This window comes from Pseudomonas sp. NPDC087690 (genome assembly GCF_044743175.1).
Lineage (GTDB): Bacteria > Pseudomonadota > Gammaproteobacteria > Pseudomonadales > Pseudomonadaceae > Aquipseudomonas.
In genome coordinates, this window is sequence record NZ_JBIUVX010000001.1 from 844,904 (window position 1) to 862,814 (window position 17,911).

The 17,911-nt window shown below is 63.4% G+C and carries 2 protein-coding genes (1 of these 2 only partly in view); both read right to left on the reverse strand.

Annotated elements, in window-relative coordinates; translation table 11 throughout:
- Positions 1 to 17,844 carry a non-ribosomal peptide synthase/polyketide synthase gene (locus tag ACIPIZ_RS03915; RefSeq protein ID WP_401164117.1) on the reverse strand — a complete coding sequence of 5,948 codons (17,844 nt, stop codon included), beginning with the start codon at positions 17,842 to 17,844 and terminating at the stop codon, positions 1 to 3.
- Positions 17,841 to 17,911, reverse strand: the 3' portion of a protein-coding gene (locus ACIPIZ_RS03920; RefSeq protein ID WP_401164120.1) for an amino acid adenylation domain-containing protein. 12,946 nt of this gene lie beyond the right edge of the window; the window shows 71 of its 13,017 coding nt (coding positions 12,947-13,017); its start codon lies beyond the right edge, outside the window — the gene reads right to left on this strand; its stop codon occupies positions 17,841 to 17,843. Before ACIPIZ_RS03920 ends, ACIPIZ_RS03915 begins: the two co-directional genes overlap by 4 nt.

Consider the following 17,911-nt stretch of genomic DNA (forward strand, 5'->3'; position numbering starts at 1 on the left):
TCAGGACAATATTTCGCCCGCTGGCACTTTCCGGCCGTCATGCCACCACGCTGCGAAACTGAAGACGTTGGGCGCCTTGAGAATCGTGAAATGGTTGCCCGGCCCGTACCACACCGCCAAGTCCGCGACCTGGCGCTGCCAGCCTTCAACCATCGCCGCCTGCTCGCGCTGATTGCCCCACGCGTCCAGCGTCGGGTCATCGACCAGCGCCAGCCGCACTGGGCCGGTGTAGGCCAGTTGCGGTTGGTAGACCGTGCGCAGTGCCGTGGCGAAAGTACGTACCGGGCCGTGCATCGCCTGCGCTGACGAACGCGCAGACAGCACACCGGCGCGCACCATGCCCTCGTGCAGCAGGGACATTTGCGTAGCGTCGTCAGCCTCGGCGAACACCAGCGGATCGATGCCCAACGACTTGCCGCTGGACAGTTGCAGCGTCTCGATCAAGCGTTCCAGCGCGGCGGTCGTCGTATATGGCTTGCCCGCCGTGCCGTTACCACCGGGGGCTTCGCTGTCGATCAGGGTCAAGGACGCCACTTCACGCCCCCCCGCCTGCAATTGCACGGCCATGGCATGCACGACCCAGCCGCCGAACGAATGGCCGATCAGGTGCACCGCGCCCTGCGGATGCAGCTGTTCGACGGCGTGCAGATAACACTTCGCCGCCGCTTCCACCGAACTGTGCGGCACGCCGCTGCCATCGAGCCCGCGCGGTTGCAGACCGAAAATCGGCCATTCCGGGCCCAGTGCTTCGGTCAGGTGAATGAACCCGGTGACACTGTCGCCCGCCCCCGGCACGCAGAAGATCGGCGCATGCCCGGCGTGCCCGCTCTGGATCGTCAACACGGGCTGATAAGCCTGTGGTTGCGGGGCCTGCGCAGCGGCCATAGCCTGACTCAAGGCCTGGCCGAGTGCCTGGACATCCGGGTTTTTCATCATGCTGCGGTGATCCCCCGGCACATCGATGCAGCGCAGCAAACCGCTGCCGACCTTGTTCTCCCAACCACGGGTCGGACTCGGCTGTGCCTGCCCCGGCATCAGTGCCTGAGCGCGGAACAAGTGCACCGGTTGGCTGGCCGGGCTGACCCGATAATGCGCCAGCGCCAGGCCATGAGCGGCCTCACGGTCAAAGTAACTCCAGGCATCTGCTGCGCTCAGTGCGGCCAGTTCCGGGTCAGGCAATTGCTGTTCGCAGCAGCGCTGGAACAGTTCATCGAACGCGATGAGTTCGACTTCAGCCTCAAGCCTTTCGACATCAGCCAACGCTTGCAGCCCTTGTTCACCCAGCATCTGCGAACGCGCCCGACAATGTTCGAGCAATTGACGCTTGTCACGATGCTCGCCGCTCCAGCGGGTTTTATCCTGGCTGGCCGAGTGCGGGGCGTAGGTATCGAGCAGGCCGACAAAAGCCACCGTCTCATCGAGACCGAGCAATTGCTGTGCGATTTCATAGGCCAGCAAGCCACCAAACGACCACCCGGCCAGACGGTAAGGCCCGTGCGGCTGCACCGAGCGCATGATCCCGACCATCCGCGCCGCCATGCATTCAAGGGTGCGCAGTTGCGGCTGCCCCAACGGCACACCGGGCAAACCGTAAATCGGAAACTGCCCCTCGATGTGCATCCCCAATGCCGGGAAATACACATCCCGACCGCTGAATTCATGGATCAGGAACAGCGCATTGCCGCCCTCGCCCGGTCGCACCACGACCAGTCCTTCCGGCTGCTCGGGCACACCACTGCGCTGACTGAGCAGCGCGGCCAGCGCCTCGATGCTCGGCCGCTGGAACAGCTCCGCCAGCGTCACTTGCTGCCCCGCCCGCTGCAGCACGTTGACCAGACGAATCGCCAGCAATGAATGCCCGCCCAATTCGAAGAAGTTGTCGTGGCGTCCAACCTGTTCGACATTCAGCACCTCACTCCAGACCCGCGCCAGCAAGGTTTCGACCTCACCTTGAGGCGCTTCGTAGTGCCGGCTGAGCACGGCGTCGAGGCCTGGTGCCGGCAGCGCCTGGCGGTCGATCTTGCCGTTGGGACTCAACGGCAAGACGTCGAGCGCAACAAACGCGCCCGGCACCATGTACTCGGGCAATTGTTCAAGGATGAACGCGCGCAACGTGTCGATCGCAGGCACAGCACTGCGATCAACCGCAGTGAAATAGGCGACCAGTCGCTCGTCGCGCATCAGCACCACCACCTCGCGCACCTGTGGGTGCTGAATCAACCGCGCTTCGATTTCACCGAGTTCCAGACGCAAGCCGTGCAGCTTGACCTGGAAGTCGTTACGCCCGAGGAATTCGAGGTTACCGTCGGCGCGGTAACGCACTAGATCGCCAGTGCGGTACAAGCGATCACCGGCTACGAACGGGCTGTCGATAAAGCGCTCGGCCTGCATCTGCGGCAGTCCCCTGTAACCGCGTGCCACGCCGATACCGCCAATGTGCAACTGGCCAATAACGCCGTGCGGCACAGCCTGATCGTGTGCATCGAGCACATACAGTCGGGTGTTACAGATAGCCTTGCCGATTGGCAATTCAGATAATGGCACCGGCATGTGCGGTTCCAGCGTCCACGCCGTGCTGTCGACCGTGGCCTCGGTCGGGCCATACACGTTATGCAGGCGCACCCACGGCAGGTGCTGGCGCACAGCAGCGGCCAGTGCCGCCGTGAGTTCGCCGCCACCACAGAACACATCGGTGAGGCTGGTGCATTCACTGACGTCCTGCAGTTCAACAAACTGCTGCAACAACGCCGGCACAAACTTGACCACCGTAATGCGTTGCTGACGAATGACTTGCGCCAGATACGCCGGTTCCCGGTGACCGCCCGGCCGTGCCAATACCAGACGCACACCCGCCGTCAGCGGCCAGAAGAACTCCCACACCGACCCGTCGAAACTGAAAGGCGCTTTCTGCAACAGCGCGCCGTCTGTGGTCGGCGGGCAGATCTGCGAGCCCCAATACACCAGATTGCACAGGCCACGGTGTTCAAGCATCACGCCTTTTGGTGTGCCGGTCGAACCCGAGGTGTAGATCATGTACGCCAGATTCGAAGCATTCAGACCGGGCACCTGCGGATTGCTGTCTGCCTGGTCATGCCAAGTGCATTGATCAAAGTCGATCAGCAGCGCATCGGTCGCGGCGAACAGCGATCGGGTCGCCGTCTGCACCAGCACTGCCACCGGCGCGCAGTCCCTGAGCATGTAGTCGAGGCGCTCCGCCGGATAAGCCGGATCCAGCGGCACATAAGCGCCACCGGCCTTGAGAATGCCGAGCAAACCCACCACCAGATCAAGTCCACGCTCGACGCACAGCGCCACCCGCGCATCCGGCCCCACATCCTGCTCGCGCAGATGATGCGCAAGACGGTTGGCGCGGGCATTCAGTTCGCGATAAGTCAGGCTGTGTTCGCCGATCTGCACGGCAATGGCATCCGGCTGACGCTGCACCTGCGCTTCGAACAGGCTCTGAATCGGCTCCTCGACCGGGCAATCAACCGCCGTCGCATTGAATTCGCCGAGCAGGCGTTGCTGCTCATCCGCCGCCAGCAGCCCGACTTGCGCCAACACAGCCTGATCATCACTGACCAACGCCGCCAGCAAACGCTGGAAGTAACCGACAAAACGACGCACCGTCGACTCATCGAACAACGCCGTCGCATAGCGCAACGAGCCGCGAACCCCTTGCAGAGTTTCACCGAGGCTCAACGACAGGTCGAACTTCACAAAGTGATTTTCCCCAGCGACGCCTTCCAGCGTCAGGCCGCCCAGTGCCAAAGCGGGCGCAACGCTGCTGTCCCAGCTCAGCAGAGTCTGGAACAACGGTGTATGAGAAAGGCTGCGTAACGGTCGAGTGATTTCCACCACATGTTCGAACGGCAGATCCTGATGCGCCTGCGCCGCCAAGGTCTGCGCCTTGACCCGCGCCAGCAGCGCTGCGCCTGTCAGATCGCCCGAGGTATCGATACGCAGAGCCAGCGTGTTGACGAACATGCCGATCAGCCCCTCGATCTCGGCGCGAGTGCGGTTGGCCACCGGCGAGCCGACCACCACATCGGACTGTCCGGACAAGCGAGCCAGCAACATCGCCCAGGCACTCATGATGACCATGTACGGCGTCACGGCGTGACGCTGACACAACGCCTTGAGACCGACGCTGGTCTGCTCGTCCAGCACGATTTCGACACTGCCGCCGTGGTGATCCTGTTGTGCCGGACGCGGACGGTCAGTCGGCAGGCTCAGCAACGCCGGCGCACCGGCCAGTGTCTGCTGCCAGTAATCGCTCTGGCGCTGCAGCACCTCACCGCTCAGCCAGCGCCGCTGCCACACCGCGTAGTCGGCGTATTGCAGGGTCAGCGGCGGCAGCGGATCCTCCTCGCCATGGCTGAACGCCTGATACAGCGCCATCAGTTCGCGGGTCAGCACGCCCATCGACCAGCCGTCGGAGATGATGTGGTGCATCGTCAGCAACAGCACATGGTGATCATCGGCCAGACGTACCAGACGTCCACGAATCAGCGGCTCATCCTGCAGGTTGAACGGCCCGCGCGCTTCCCTTTCGAGCAATGTGCGCAAGGCCTCGTCGGTCTGCGGCTGTTGCCGCCAATCTTCCTCGATCAGCGGCAGACCACTGTCGACCGGGGCAAACAGTACCTGGGCTTCGTCGTTCAATTGCGCGAAACGGCTGCGCAGGGTTTCGTGGCGCGCAACGATTCGCGCCAATGCCCGTTGCAGGGCCACGGCGTCGAGTCGGCCACGCAGGTGCAAGCCCAGAGGAATGTTGTAGGCGGTGTTGCCGCCGTCCATCTGTGCGAGGAACCACAAGCGTTGCTGGGCGAACGACAGCGGCAGCGCCTGATCTCGCGGTGCCGGCAGAATCTCGGGCAAGGTGCTGCGTTCGGCCTGACCCAGGACCTGGGCGACCGCCGCCAGCTCCGGGTTGGCAAACAGATCGGCCAGCGCCAGTTCCACGCCCAACTGCTGACGCACCTGGGACAGCATGCGCATCGCCAACAATGAATGACCACCGAGTTCGAAGAAGTTGTCGTGGCGACCAACCTGTTCGACCTGCAACACCTCGGCCCAGACCCGTGCGAGGCGGGTTTCCAGTGCATTGGCCGGTGCCTCGTAAACCCGACTGAGCAGCGCTTCCTGGGTCGGCGCCGGCAGTGCCTTGCGGTCGACCTTGCCGTTGTTGTTCAACGGCAAGACATCAAGTTGCACCCACGCGGTGGGCACCATGTATTCCGGCAGTCGTGCGTGCAATTGCGCGTGCAGTTCGGCGCTGTCCAAGACGCCATCGTGCGCCGTGTAGTACGCCACCAGACGCGTGGCGTCCTGACCGTCGCGGCGCGCCAGCACTACCGCTTCCTTGATCCCCGGGCAGTTCAGCAGGCGGTTTTCGATTTCCCCCAGTTCGATGCGAAAGCCACGGATCTTCACCTGATCGTCGTTGCGGCCGATGCAGTCGAGTTGCCCCGGCACCAGCCAGCGCGCGAGGTCGCCGGTGCGGTAAAGCAGCGCACCCGGTGTTTCGCTGAACGGATCGCGGAGGAATTTCTCGGCGCTCAGATCCGGCCGGTTCAGGTAACCCAGCGCCACGCCCTGCCCGCCGATGTACAGCTCGCCGGTCACACCCATCGGCACCGGTTGCTGATACGCGTCGAGCACGTACACCTGCGTGTTGCCGATGGGGCCGCCAATCGGCACGCTCTCGGCATTTTCAGCCACCTCCTTCACTTCGAACGTCGTTGCGTAGGTGGTGGTTTCGGTCGGGCCGTAGCAATGCACGATGCGCAATGCCGGGGCCTCGGCCAGCAGTCGCCGGAACGCCGCCGGATCGCCACGCTCACCGCCGCACAGCAGAATCCGCAGGCCCTTGAGCGCCTGCGGAATCAGTTGCACGTACTGGTTGAACAGCGCGGTGGTGACGAACAGGATCGTCGCGCCGCTGGCACTCAGTTCACGGCCGAAGGCATTCGGATCAAGCAGGGTTTGATGGTCGATGATCACCACGCGACCGCCGTTGAGCAGCGGCGCCCAGATGTCCATGGTGCTGGCGTCGAACGCCGGGTTCGAGGCGAACACCACACGATCCTGCGCAGTGAAATCGGCGTATCCGTTGTTGAGCACCAACCTCCCAATGCCCCGGTGCGGCACCATCACCCCTTTCGGCGTGCCGGTGGAACCGGAGGTGTACATGATGTAAGCCAGCGTTTCGGAGGACTGCACAAGATTCGGATTGTGCGTCGGCTGGCCGTTGAGGGTCAGCGTGTCGAGATCGATGCGCGGCGCGGCGTAGGCGATGATTTCACTGCTCAAGATCAGCAGCGCCACTGCCTGACAGTCCTCGACCATGAACGCCTGGCGTTCGCTCGGCGCATTGATGTCCAGCGGCACGTACGCCGCCGCACACTTGGCAATGGCCAGTTGCGCCACCAGCAGTTCCAGCGAACGCGGCAGCAGGATCGCCACGTGATCGCCCGGTTGCACGCCGTGAGCGATCAGGTGATGGGCCAAACGGTTGGCTTGGGCATTCAGCTCAAAGTAGCTCAGCGAATGCGCACCATGCACCGCCGCCACCGCTTTGGGGTGCGCCGCTGCCTGCTGCTGGAAAACACCGTGCACGGTCAGTGTTTGCGGGTAATCGCGCGCCGTGGCGTTGAAGTCCCGCAGCAAGCGCTGACGCTCATCTGCTGCCAGCAACGGCACCTGCTCCAACACCGTTTGATCACTGCTGATCATCGCTTCAAGCAAGCGCTGCAAGTACCCGATGTACCGCTCGATCGTCAGCGCATCGAACAGCGCCGTGGCGTAGTTCAGCGAACCGCGAATCACACCGTTGACCTCGCCCAGTGTCAGCGTCAGATCAAACTTGGCGACATCGCCCGAACCGGCGACGCCCTCAAGTGTCAGCTCGCCCAGCGCCAATTGCGGACCGACGCTGCTGTCCCAGTTCAACGTGGTCTGGAACAACGGGCTGTGCGCCAGACTGCGCAGCGGTCGGGTGATTTCCACCACTTGTTCGAACGGCAGATCCTGATGTGCTTGCGCCTCCAGTGTCCGCGCCTTGACCTGCGCCAACAGCGCTTCGACGCTCACCGCGCCCGAGGTGTCGATGCGCAAGGCCAGCGTGTTGACGAACATGCCGATCAAGCCTTCGAGTTCAGCGCGGCTGCGGTTGGCCACCGGCGCACCGATCACCACATCGGTTTGCCCGGACAGGCGACTCATCAGCGATGCCCAGGCGCTCATCACGGTCATGAACAGGGTCACGCCATGACGTTGGCTCAAGGCCTTGAGCCCTGCACTCAGGCGCGGGTCCAGCAGCACTTCGAGGTTGGCACCGGTGTAATCCTGTTGCGCCGGTCGCGGGCGATCGGTGGGCAGCGTCAACAAGGCCGGCGCGCCATCGAGGGTCTGCTGCCAGTATTGGCTTTGCCGCTGCAGCACTTCACCGCTGAGCCAGCGCCGTTGCCACACGGCGTAGTCGCCGTATTGCAGGGTCAGGGCTGGCAACGGGTCAGGCTGTCCCTGACGGAACGCTTGATACAACGCCATCAACTCAGTGGTCAGTACGCCCATCGACCAGCCGTCGGCAACGATGTGATGCACGGTCAACAGCAGCACATGATGCTCGTCGGCCAGACGCACCAGCCGCCCGCGAATCAGCGAGTCGTTCTGCAAATCGAACGCTGTCGAGGTTTCCTGCGCCATCAATGCCTGCAAGGTGTGCTCTGCCTGCAAGTCTTGGTACAGGTCTTCAACGCGCAAGAGCAAACCGCTGTCGACCGGGGCAATCGACACCTGCGCGGTGTCGTCGACGGGGATGAAACGGCTGCGCAGGGTTTCGTGACGGGCCACGATCTGCGCCAGCGCCTTTTGCAAGGCATCGACGTCGAGGTGACCGCGCAAGCGCAAGGCGACAGGGATGTTGTACGCCGAGTTGCCACCGGCCATCTGCGCCAGGAACCACAGGCGTTGTTGGGCGAAGGACATCGGCAGCGCTTGATCACGCGGTGCCGGCACAATGTCCGGTAGCGCGCTGCGCCCGGCGCGGCTCAATACTTCGGCGACTGCGCTCAATTGCGCGTCGGCAAACAGCTCACTCAGCGCCAGTTCGACGCCGAGGCGCTGACGGATCAGCGAGACCATGCGCATCGCCAACAGCGAATGGCCACCGAGTTCGAAGAAGTGATCGTAACGGCCGACCTGTCCGACTTGCAGCACTTCGGCCCAGATCTGCGCCAGTGCGGTTTCCAGCTCGCCTTGCGGCACCACGTATTCGCGGGTGGGCAGTGCGGCCAGATCCGGTTTCGGCAACGCCTTGCGGTCGACCTTGCCATTGGCGGTCAGCGGCAAAGCTTCGAGCCGGACAAACGCCGTCGGCACCATGTAGTCCGGCAACTGCGTCAACAGCTGTGCGCGCAATTGGCTCACCGCCAGCGGTTCGATCTCGGCCTGCTCGGTGAAATACGCCACCAGTCGCGGCTGACCGGGTAGGTCCTCGCGGGCCAGCAGCACTGCTTCGTTGATCCCGGTGAGCTGATTGAGGCGGGTCTCGATTTCACCCAATTCAATGCGCATGCCACGGATTTTCACTTGGTCGTCGTTACGTCCCAAGTAGTCGAGCGAGCCGTCTTCGCGCCAGCGGGCAAGGTCACCGGTGCGGTACATGCGTGCATTCGGCGTGCGGCTGAACGGGTCGCGCAGGAAACGTTCGGCCGTCAGCTCGGCGCGGTTCAGATAACCCCGCGCCACGCCCGCGCCACCGACGTACAACTCGCCCATCACGCCCATTGGCACCGGGCGTTGCTGCTCATCGAGCAAGTAAATCGCCGCGTTCGCCACCGGTTGGCCGATGTGCAACGCCGCACCGACGTCGATACGCCCGGAAGTCGCGACCACGGTGGCCTCGGTCGGGCCGTAGTTGTTGATCACAGCAAAGCGCTGCTGACGGCTGAACTGACGCAAGCGATCGCCACCGATCAGCAAGGTGCGCAAGGTCGGGTGATCGAGGTTCTGGCTGAACGCATATTCGGCGACCGGGGTCGGCAAAAAGCTCACGTCCAGCGGCTGCGCACGCCACCAGTCGAGCAGTCCATCGATGTCTTCAGCGCCGTCGTGAGTCGGTGCCAGGTGCAAGGTCGCGCCCGCACACAGGGCCGGCCAGACTTCCCACGCCATCGCATCGAACCCAAACCCGGCAAGGCTTGAGGTGTGGCTGCCGGCGTGCAAGTCGAATGCTTCACAGTGCCAGTCGATCAGGTTGGACAGCGTCTGATGCTCGACCATGACCCCTTTGGGGAGCCCCGTCGAACCGGAGGTGTAGATCACGTACGCCAAGTGCGCAGCGCTCAAGTTCGGCAACGCCGGGTTGTGCTGCGCCTGCGCCGGCCATGCGCACAGGTCGACATCAATCACTGGCACGCTCAGCACCGGCAGTCGCTCGTGCAGATCGCTTTGCGTGAGCACCGCAACCGGCGCGCTGTCACTCAACAAATAGCTGATCCGCTCGGCGGGATGCGCCGGATCGATCGGCACATAGCCGGCGCCGGCCTTGAGAATGGCCACCAGCCCGACCAGTGTGTCCAGACCGCGACGGGCGACAATGGCCACGCGGTCATCGGCTGTCACCCCGATGGCGATCAAGTGATGCGCCAACGCATTGGCCTGACGATTGAGCTGCAAGTAAGTCAGCGGCTGCCCGGCAAACACCGCTGCCACCGCTTGCGGACGCTCGGCGACCTGCGATTCGAAGCGCTGGGCAATCGTCAGCCCGCGCGGGTAGTCAGCTTCGGTCGCATTGAAATCCACCAGCAACTGTTCGCGCTCTGCTGCCGGCAGGATCGACAACCGATCAAAACCCACATGCGGCGTTTGCTCCAGCGCATCAAGCAACGCGCTTAACGCACCCTGCATGTACCCGCAGATGCGCTGCGCATCAATGCCGGCCCCGGCCAATACCTTCAGGCGGAAGTCTTCGCCGAGGTCGTCAACGCTGAGGGTCAGGCGATAGTTGCTGTGCTCTTCGGCCTCGAGCAATTGCATACCGTGCCACGCCGCTTGCACCTCGGCAGATATCGGCCCGACCGGGGTGCTGTGACGATAATTGAGCAATGTGCTGAACAGCGACGTGCCCGCCGGCATCGCGCTGCATTGCTGCACCTGCGCCAGTTGCGCATGTTCATGGGCCAGCAATTGGCTCAGGCGTTGGTGGGTCGCCAGTGCGGCGCCTTTGACGCTATGAGTGTTCAGCTCGATGCACAGCGGCAAGGTGTTGATGAACACGCCGAGCGCGCGCTCCGAGCCTTCACCGCCCTGCAATCGGCCGAGCAATACCGTGCCAAACACCACGGCATCGCGCCCGGACAATTGCCCCAGCACCTGCGCCCAGGCGAGGTGCATCAGGCTGGCGGCGCTGACACCCAAGCGCCGTGCCTGTTGCCGGACGCTGTGGCTGAGTGTGTTTTCCAGCGTCAACTGCGCTTCTTGCGCGGGACCGTCATGGGCAAGATTTTGACCGTAGGGCAAGGTCGGTTCATCGATTGCGCCGAGCATTTCGCGGAAGAAGCTTTGGTGCTCTTGCTCACTCAGACCGGCCTGGGTGTGCGCCACGTAATTGCGATACGGCACCGGCTCGCTCAGTTGCCCGGCGTTGCCCAGCAGAAACGCCTGCATTTCGTACTGCAACACCTCGAGCGCCACGTGATCCATCACCAGATGATGGAACAGCAACAACGCCACCACACGCTGATTGGACACATCACGGCTGTACACCACGCGCATCAGCGGTGCCTCGGCGACCGGCATGCGATAGTTATCGATGGTGAATCGGCCACGCAACTGGCTCAGCACATCGCCCGCTTCGGCATCCGGCGCCAAGGCCTCGCAGCTCAACGAAGCCTGACGCCAGACCACTTGCACCGGCTCTTCAAGGCCTTCCCAGAACAGCGACGTGCGCAGAATGTCGTGGCGCTCGATCACCCGTTGCAGTGCTTCGGTGAAGGCGTGCAATCGCTGTTCATCGGCGAAGGCAAACTGCGCTTGCAGCACATACGGATCACCTTGAGCGGACGACAAATGATGGAACAGGATGCCCGTCTGCAGCGGCGCCAGCGGGTAGATATCCTGCACGTTGCGCGCGCCGCCGGGGACACTCGCGACGACTCGGTCGATGGTCGCTTGATCCAGCGCCACCAGCGGCAGCAGTTCTGGCGTGATGCGCGGGCAATCGGCCGGAATCAGGTTTGCCGGCACCACCGCTTCAGGCTCCCCGCCCACGGCCGCTGCCAAAGCGGCCAGCGTCGGTTGGCCGAACAGCACGCGAATATCCGCCGACAGGCCGGCGCGGCGCATGCGCGCGACCAGATTGACCGCCAGCAACGAATGGCCGCCCAGCTCGAAAAAGTGATCAAAGCGCCCTACCCGTTCGACCTTCAGCAACTCGGCCCAGATACCGGCAATGACGGTTTCGACTTCACCGAGCGGGGCTTCGTAGGCGCGGGTCAGCAGCGCCGACGGGTCAGGGGCCGGCAAGGCCTGGCGATCCAGTTTGCCGTTGGGACTCAGTGGCAAGGCCGGCAGATGCACAAACACGGCAGGCGCCATGTAGTCCGGCAAGTGCTTGAGCAGTTCGCTGCGCAGTTGATCGATGTCCAACGGCTCGCCGCTGTAGTACGCGATCAGGCGCTGATCACCCGGCACGTCTTCACGGGCCAGCACCGCCGCTTCGCGCACACCATCGACGTGCGCCAGATGTGCCTGAATCTCGCCCAGTTCGATGCGCAGACCACGGATCTTGACCTGATCGTCGTTGCGCCCCAGGTACTCGATGTTGCCATCGGCCAGATACCGTGCGACGTCGCCGGTGCGGTACAAACGCGCGCCTGGCTGATCGCTGAACGGATCGTCGAGGAAGCGTTCGGCCGTCAGCTCAGGTCGATTCAGATAGCCCCGCGCCACCTGTACACCGCCCAGATAGATCTCGCCGACCACGCCGAATGGCACCGGTTGCTGATGAGCGTCGAGGACATACACGCGGGTATTGCACAACGGTTTACCAATCGGCGGCGTGCTTTCCAGAACCGGCGAATCAGGCTCCAGCGTCCACACCGTGCTGTCGACGGTGGCTTCGGTCGGGCCATAAACGTTGTGCAGGCGCACCTGCGGCAGACGCTCGCGGACGCTGCGCACCAACGCACCAGTCAGCTCACCGCCGCCGCAGAACACATCGCTAAGGCTACGGCACTCGCCGACCTCCTCCACTTCAAGGAATTGCTGCAACAGCGCCGGTACGAACTGGATGACATTGATTTGTTGCTGACGAATCAGCTGCACCAGCGCGGCGGGATCACGATGATCGTCCGGGCCGGCGAGGACCAGGCGCATGCCGCAGGTCAACGGCCAGAACAGCTCCCAGACGGAAGCATCGAAACTCAACGGGGTTTTCTGCAACAGCGCAGCGCCGGTCGCCAGCGGACACAGGCTGGCGCTCCAGTGCAGCAAATTGCCCAGGTTGCGGTGCTCGACCATCACGCCTTTCGGGGTGCCGGTGGAACCGGAGGTGTAAATCACATAAGCCAGGTTCGCGGCACTCAGACCCGGTACCTGCGGATTGCTTTGCGCAAGGTCTCGCCAGGTGCACTGGTCGAAATCGACCAACACGCCGGCCCACTCGCCGATCAGCGCACGCGTCGGTGCATGCACCAGCACCGACACGGGCGCGCTGTCCTCGAGCATGTAAGCCAGACGCTCGGCGGGATATCCCGGGTCCAGCGGCACATAAGCGCCGCCAGCCTTGAGAATCGCCAGCAGACCGACCAGCAGCTCAGGCCCGCGCTCGACGCAGATTGCCACCCGCGAATCGCAGCCCACGCCGCACTGGCGCAAGTGATGCGCGAGGCGGTTGGCGCGGCGGTTCAACTCGGCGTAGCTCAAACGCTGCTGACCGGCCACCACAGCGTCAGCGTCGGGCGTGCGCAAGACCTGCGCTTCGAAGCGGCCGTGAACGGTCTGCTCAAGATCGTGTTTGACGGCGCTTGCGTTCAGATCAACCAGCAGATGCTGACGTTCGTCGTCGTCCAGCAATGCCACCTGCTCCAGTACCGCTTGATCGTTGCTGACCATGGCCTGCAACAGTCGCTGGAAGTAGCCGACGTAACGCTGAATCGTCGACTCATCGAACAGGGCAATCGCGTACTCCAGCACACCACGAATCCCGCCCGGCGCGTCTGCCAGCGTCAGCGACAGATCGAATTTGGCGAAGTGGCTCGGTTCGGCGACGCTTTGCAGGGTCAGGTCGCCGAGACTCAGACTGGCGCCATGGCCGCTGTCCCAACTGAACATCACCTGAAACAACGGACTGTGCGCCATGCTCCGCGCAGGCTTGGTGATTTCCACCACTTGTTCGAACGGCAGGTCCTGGTGCGCCTGCGCATCCAGCGTCCGCGCTTTGACCTGCGCCAGTAGCGCTTCGCTGCTCAACTCGCCCGAGGTATCGATACGCAAGGCCAGCGTGTTGACGAACATGCCGATCAGGCCTTCGATCTCGGCCCGCGTGCGGTTGGCCACCGGCGAACCGATGACCACCTCGGATTGTCCGGACAAACGACTCAACAGACTCGCCCAGGCACTGAGCATGAGCATGTACATGGTCACGCCGTGACGCTGGGCCAAGGCCTTGAGCCCGGCACTCAAGCGTTCGTCGAGCACCACGTCGACGGTACTGCCGGCGTAATCCTGCTGCGCCGGGCGCACGCGGTCAGTCGGCAACGTCAACAGCGCCGGCGCGCCGGCCAGGGTCTGGTGCCAGTATTCACTTTGGCGCTGCAGCACCTCACCGCTGAGCCAGCGCCGCTGCCACACCGCGTAATCGCTGTATTGCAGCGCCAGCGGCGGTAGCGGATCAGGCTGGCCGTGGCTGAAGGCCTGATACAGCGCCATCAGCTCACGGGTCAAAATCCCCATCGACCAGCCATCGGAGATGATGTGATGGAGGGTCAGCAACAGCACATGATGATCGTCGGCCAGCCGCACCAGCCGTCCGCGAATCAGCGCATCGTCCTGTAAATCGAACGGCCCCGAGGCTTCACCCTGAATCAGTGCCGCTAAGGTCTCGTCGGCTTGCGGGAGCTGGCGCAGGTCTTCAACGCGCAGCAGCAGACCGCTGTCGACCGGGGCGATCAGCACTTGCGCTGCATCGTTGTACTGGGCGAAACGGCTGCGCAGGGTTTCATGCCGCGCGACAATGCGCGCCAAGGCTTGTTGCAGCGCTTGTTCATTCAATTGCCCACGCAGACGCAGGCCGATGGGAATGTTGTACGCAGTATTGGCGCCTTCCATTTGTGCGAGAAACCATAAGCGCTGCTGAGCGAACGACAGCGGCAAGGCGCCGTCTCGGGCCACCGCGACAATCTCCGGTTGCGTGCTGCGCCCGGCCTGTGCCACGGCCTCGGCGACCGCTGCCAGTTCGGCGTTGGCAAACAGATCGCTCAGCGCCAGTTCCACGCCCAGACGCTGGCGAACCTGGGACACCATGCGCATCGCCAACAGTGAATGGCCGCCAAGTTCGAAGAAGTGATCCTGACGCCCTACTCGCTCGACGTGCAGCACCTGTGCCCAGATCTGCGCCAAGGCGCTTTCCAGCTCGTTGTGCGGTGCTTCGTATTCGCGGGTAAACAACGCCGCGCGCTCGGGTTTTGGCAGGGCCTTGCGGTCGACCTTGCCATTGGCGGTCAACGGCAGTGCGTCTAGTTTGACGAAGGCCATCGGCACCATGTAGTCCGGCAACTGGGTCAACAGATGCGCGCGCAGCTCGGCCACGGCCAGCGGTTCGACCTGGCTCTGCTCGGTGAAATACGCCACCAGTCGCGGCTGGCCCGGTTCATCTTCACGCGCCAGCAACACGGCTTCCTGAATGCCGGGCAACTGATTGAGGCGGGTTTCGATTTCGCCAAGCTCGATGCGTACGCCGCGGATTTTCACCTGATCGTCGTTACGCCCCAGGTAGTCAATCGTGCCGTCGGCGCGCCAGCGTGCGAGGTCGCCGGTGCGATACATGCGCGCATTCAGCGAAGTGCTGAACGGGTCATGAAGGAAGCGTTCGGCGCTCAGCTCGGCGCGATTCAAATAACCACGCGCGACCCCGGCGCCTCCCACGTACAACTCACCCATGACGCCAATCGGCACCGGACGCTGCTGTTCATCGAGCAGGTACACCGTGGCATTGGCCACCGGTTTGCCGATATGCAAAGCGTCACCCGCCTCGATTCGCCCGGAGGTCGCGACCACGGTGGCTTCGGTCGGGCCGTAGTTGTTGATCACGTCGAACTGCTGGTTGCGGCTGAACTGGCGCAAGCGGTCGCCACCAATCAGCAGTGTGCGCAGCGTCGAGTGTTCGAGGTTCTGGCTGAAGGCGTATTCGGCCACGGGCGTCGGCAGAAAACTCACGTCCAGTGGCTGCGCGCGCCACCAGTCGAGCAATGCATCGATATCTTCGCTGCCTTCGTGAGTCGGTGCCAGGTGCAGGGTCGCGCCAGCGCACAATGCCGGCCAGACCTCCCAGGCCATGGCGTCGAAACCGAAGCCGGCAAGGCTTGAAGTGTGGCGACCGGCGCACAGATCAAATGCACTGCAATGCCAATCGACCAGATTCGACAAGGTGCGGTGTTCGACCATCACGCCTTTGGGCAGGCCGGTGGAGCCGGAGGTGTAGATCACGTAGGCCAGATGGGCGGCGGTCAGGCCCGGCACCTGCGGGTCAAGGGTCTCGCTGAGCGGCCAGGTCAACGGGTCGAGATCGATCACCGGCACCGTCAGCGCCGGCAGACGCTCACGCAAAGTGTTCTGAATCAGCACGGCGACAGGGGCGCTATCGCTGAGCAAATAGTGCAGACGCTCGGCCGGGTGCGCCGGGTCGACCGGCACATAACCGGCGCCCGCCTTGAGAATCGCCACCAGCCCGACCAGCGTATCGAGGCCTCGGCGGGCGACGATGGCGACGCGATCGTCGGGCTTCACCCCGAGCGCGATCAAATGATGGGCCAGCGCGTTGGCATGCCGGTTGAGTTCGGCATAGCTCAGTTGCTCACCGAGGTATTGCGCGGCCACGGCTTCCGGCCGCTGCGCCACTTGCGCCTCGAAGCGTTGGGCAATGGTCAACGTTGCCGGGAAGTCGGCGTGGCTGGCATTGAATGCCCGCAGCACCTGCTCGCGCTCTGCTGCCGGCAGAATCGGCAGTTGATTGAGCGCGGTGTCCGGCGCCTGTTCCAGCGCGAGTACCAGACTTTCCAGGGCGCAGTGCAGGTAACCGCAGAGGCGCTGTGGTTCGACCTCGGTAGTGGCCAGTAATGTCAGGCTGAACGCATCGCCGAAATCATCGACGCTCAGGGTCAGTGGGTAGTTGGTGCGTTCTTCGGAGCTGATCGTGCTGATGCCTTCCCAGGCAGCCAGGGTCTCGGCACTCGCGGTCGCCGCCGTGTGGCTGTGACGGTAATTGAGCAAGGCACTGAACAACGGCGTCGGCGCGACCACGCCGCTGCAACGCTGGGCCAGTGCCAGCGGCGCGTGTTCGTGACGCATCAGCGTGGTCAGGCGTTTGTGGGTCGCCTCCACCGCCGCGCGCACGCCTTGCGCATCGACATCGACCCGCAGCGGCAAGGTGTTGATGAAGATCCCCAGCGCCCGTTCGGTGGCTTCGGCGCCTTGCATGCGCCCCATTAGTACCGTACCGAAGACCACATTCTGCTTGCCGGTGACCACCGCCAACACCTGCGCCCAGCCCAGATGGAACAAGCTCGCGGCACTCACGCCAAGCTGCCGAGCCTGCGCGCGCAGACGCTGGCCGAGCAGCGGATCGACCGGCAGGCTCAGCTCGGCGATACCGAGGCCGTCGCCCTGCACATCCTGCAAGCCATAGGGCAACGTCGGCTCGGCAATGTCCGCGAGCATCTCGCGGAAAAACGCCTCGTGCTCGGCTTCGCTGATGCCCAGCCGTGCTTGCGCGACGTAATTGCGAAATGGCACCGGCCGTCCTAGCAATTCGTCCTGACCGGTGAGGCAGGCGAACAGTTCGTGACGCACCACGTCGAGCGCCGAGTGGTCCAGGGCCATGTGATGGAAGAGTAATGTTGCGACTACGCGCTGACCGGCCTCATCCCATGCATAGGCCAGACGCATCATCGGTGCGTGCTTGACGTCGAGACGGAAATGCCGCGCATCGAAGCGCTCGTGCAATTGCTGCAGCACAGCGCTTTCGCCGTCTTGCACCACAACTTCTTCCATTGGCAGCTGCGCTTGGCGCCAGACCACTTGCAGCGGCACGTCCAGCCCTTCCCAATGCACCGCCGTGCGCAGGATGTCGTGGCGATCGATGACCTTTTGCAAGGCTTGAGCGAAATCCTGCAAACGCTCACGGCTGCTGAACGCGAAGTACGATTGCATGACGTACGGATCGCCCTGCTCGTTGCTCGCATGGTGATAGAGAATGCCTTCCTGCAATGGCGCCAGCGGGTAGATGTCCTGGACATTGGCGGCGCCACCCGGTACGTCGGCGATCAAGCGGTCGAGGGTTGGCTGATCGACTTCAGCCAGGGTCACCATCGCTGGCGTGATTCGCGTGCTGCCGGGAAGGATGCCGTTGGCCGGCACGTCGATCTGGCCGACCCGGCTGGCCGAGTATTGCCCGGCCTTGATCAGTTCGATCAGGGCCGGTTTGTGCTCGCGCAACGCGGCCAGCAGCGCCGTATCGCTCAACGCCTGTTTGTTGCCATTGACGCGCAATTGCTCATCGGTCACCGCCAACTGAATGTCTTTTGCCTTCAGGGTTGCCAACAGTTCGAGCACATTCACAGGACGATCTCCATTCTTTCCGTAATTGCGGCGTAGCCGGCCAGGGTCGGTTGTTCGAACAACGCCC